The sequence below is a fragment of the Marinicella litoralis genome (assembly GCF_002591915.1).
GTDB classification, from domain to species: Bacteria; Pseudomonadota; Gammaproteobacteria; order Xanthomonadales; family Marinicellaceae; genus Marinicella; species Marinicella litoralis.
Genome location: NZ_NIHB01000012.1, coordinates 1 through 3,229 on the forward strand (window position 1 = coordinate 1; position 3,229 = coordinate 3,229).

A 3,229-nucleotide genomic window follows, 5' to 3' on the forward strand; every position below is an offset into this window, starting at 1 on the left:
ATTCCATTCCCGGGCACCATTCTTTGGTTCCAAAAATCCTCACAAATCCTTTCAAACCAAAACATCTGATTTTGAGCTTCGCTGAACTTAACACCAACCTACATGCAGATATACCAGTCTTATTAAATCATCCTATTTACTCATAAAGGGCACTACTTATTCTCAATAGACATATGCAACACTTTGTTTTTTTATAAGTTAAAACCCTAGTGTGATCCTCAAAGTTTAGATTTATCAAATCAAGCTTTAAGGGCAATCAAATCAATTACATGAATTATGTGATGCAATAATTATAGATGCTGCCGCGCTCCATAGCTTCCCATTTTCTTTAGATAGTTTGGACATTTCTGAATGTGCAGTCTCTTCAGCCCATTTCAATAGACAGATTGAATCTCTAGCAAATGATCCATCTTCTTTCATTACAATTAACTCCACATCAATAACACCTTGGATATAGGCTAACTGATATGATTTGTCTTTTTGAAATAACTCTTCTAGAGTTAATGTCATATTTTTGGTGGTTTCAGCCATACACAAATTAATAACAAATAATGAAACCAACATACAAATCAACTTAAGTAAATTCACTTTTAAACTCCTAATCTAAAATATATTTAATGATTCAACTGACTCACAACCACCATCCTATCATGGTGGTTAAAAAAACTAAAAGGGGACTGACCCCTATCTTTCTGAAATCTGAACAATTCAATGATTGATTCGATTGCTTAATCGCTTTTTAATTTCCACATAATAAAATTCTCTAATTGCTTCCATCACTTACAAAAATGGTGCGTGTTTGATATATTAATTATTTAAAACAAAATGAATGATTACGAATGATTACCCCAATGGCTTTTAAATTTATATATGGTTTCTCTTTACTAGTCATCTTTGCAACAATTGTTACTAACATATTTACAAATAATGCTAACCACTTGAGAAAGGCAATCAAAACTCGAATTGTGTTTTGTGGATTATACGCTTTGACTGTTATTTATAACTTTGGATTTAATGGGCTGTATTTCTTTGTAACAGCAATCATAGTATTGACAGTTCTTTTTATAGTTATTCAAAAGTCACGTTACTGCTCATTTTGTGGCAGACTTATTAGGTTTGAAAAGATTTTCACACTTTTCAACTATTGTCCAAAATGTGATGGAAACAAAAAATCACAATCTGAAAATCTTTAATTTCAAACAAACATTAGTTTAAATATATCCCAATCATAGCTACCAATCATAGGACAGGCTTCCCAATCAATAGACTCTTACACGACTATCAGACAATTACTACAGCTTATTGGTGCTAATTTAAGCAAAATGTAGTTTTACATGGAGTTTTGTATGACTATAGCTAGAGAACAGCAAATTTGTATTGAAGAGACACCCTATTATCATGTTGTTAGCAGATGTGTTCGCAGGGCCTTTCTTTGTGGTGAAGATANCAGATAATTTCCAACAAGCCATTCAAAATGTAGTTTTACATGGAGTTTTGTATGACTATAGCTAGAGAACAGCAAATTTGTATTGAAGAGACACCCTATTATCATGTTGTTAGCAGATGTGTTCGCAGGGCCTTTCTTTGTGGTGAAGATATGCTCACAGGAAAGTCGTTTGAGCATCGACGAAAGTGGCTGATTGATCGGATTAAACAAGTGACTTCTGTCTTCGCCATTGACGTGTGTTCATACGCTATTATGAGCAATCATTTCCACATCGTGTTAAAAGTTAATTCAATCAACTAACCGGGGACAGGCACCCCNGCTCACAGGAAAGTCGTTTGAGCATCGACGAAAGTGGCTGATTGATCGGATTAAACAAGTGACTTCTGTCTTCGCCATTGACGTGTGTTCATACGCTATTATGAGCAATCATTTCCACATCGTGTTAAAAGTTAATTCAATAGCTGAATGGAATGCTACTCAAGTGCTGATGACTTGGTGTTCATTGTACTCACTGCCAGTTCTTTGCGACCGTTATCTGAAAGGCGAAATAGAAACAGAAGCTGAGCTTCGCAAAGTGAAAGAATACGTCACTGAATACCGTGCTAGATTAATGTCTGTATCGTGGTACATGAAGGCTATTAATGAGTACATTGCTCGCATGGCCAATGAAGAAGACAAATGCACGGGACATTTCTGGGAATCACGCTTCAAGAGTCAGGCCTTGCTTGATGAAAGAGCGTTAATAACATGTATGGCGTACGTCGATTTAAATCCAATTAGAGCGGCAATTGCTAAGAATTTAAAAGATTCTAATTTCACTTCAATTAAGGAACGAATTGAGAATCAAAATACTTGNATGGAATGCTACTCAAGTGCTGATGACTTGGTGTTCATTGTACTCACTGCCAGTTCTTTGCGACCGTTATCTGAAAGGCGAAATAGAAACAGAAGCCGAGCTTCGCAAAGTGAAAGAATACGTCACTGAATACCGTGCTAGATTAATGTCTGTATCGTGGTATATGAAGGCCATTAATGAGTACATTGCTCGCATGGCCAATGAAGAAGACAAATGCACGGGACATTTCTGGGAATCACGCTTCAAGAGTCAAGCCTTGCTTGATGAAAGAGCGTTAATAACATGTATGGCGTACGTCGATTTAAATCCAATTAGAGCGGCAATTGCTAAGAATTTAAAAGATTCTAATTTCACTTCAATTAAGGAACGAATTGAGAATCAAAATACTTGGCTATCAGGTTTTGGCAAAGGTGATAATGACCTACCCTTTTTCCTTACTAGCTATATCAGTTTAGTAGATGATACTGGACGGTGCATTCGACAAGACAAACACGGCTTTATTTCTGAAAAAACAGCCAAAGCAATTGATGAAATTGGTATCGATCCTAATAGCTGGCTAGATGAACTCAAGGGTTTTAAATCCATTGGTTATTCAGCGGTTGGAACGGTTGAACAACTCAAGCATTTCTCTGTTAAAACCAAGCGCAAATGGACGCTTGGAATCAAGCTAACACCAGCTCTAGAATAGCTTAAAACATCAATAATGTATTCAGCAGATTCTGTCTGCAACCTTCCAACTCGGTCTAATTCAAGCCAAACAACCAATACTTCAAGTTACAACACAAATCCGCGACATATTGCTTCATATTGGTTGCCATTATTTCAACGATCAAACAAATATTTAGTCAATAAGTTAAGTTTATTATCTTCATCTGATGTATGTCCTTGTGTCCCACCCTTGATTTATCTGCCGATGAATTTTACAC

General features: G+C 36.1%; 2 protein-coding genes. One reads left to right on the forward strand and one right to left on the reverse strand.

From position 1 onward, the window contains the following. Nucleotides 1-261 precede the first annotated feature (261 nt). Nucleotides 262-531: a hypothetical protein gene (locus CCS90_RS14735; RefSeq protein WP_180236548.1), complete on the reverse strand. Its 270-nt coding sequence runs from the start codon at nucleotides 529-531 to the stop codon at nucleotides 262-264. A gap of 967 nt (nucleotides 532-1,498) precedes the next feature. On the opposite strand from CCS90_RS14735, the gene CCS90_RS14750 reads away from it, so the two are divergent. Then, complete coding sequence (locus CCS90_RS14750) at nucleotides 1,499-1,747, forward strand: transposase (RefSeq protein ID WP_180236549.1); 249 nt, start codon at nucleotides 1,499-1,501, stop codon at nucleotides 1,745-1,747. Nucleotides 1,748-3,229: the final 1,482 nt, after the last annotated feature.

Excerpts from the sequence above, each read along its gene's own strand:
- CCS90_RS14735 (WP_180236548.1), bottom strand. The coding sequence starts at position 531 with ATGGCTGAAACCACCAAAAATATGACATTAACTCTAGAAGAGTTATTT.
- CCS90_RS14750 (WP_180236549.1), top strand. The coding sequence starts at position 1,499 with ATGACTATAGCTAGAGAACAGCAAATTTGTATTGAAGAGACACCCTAT.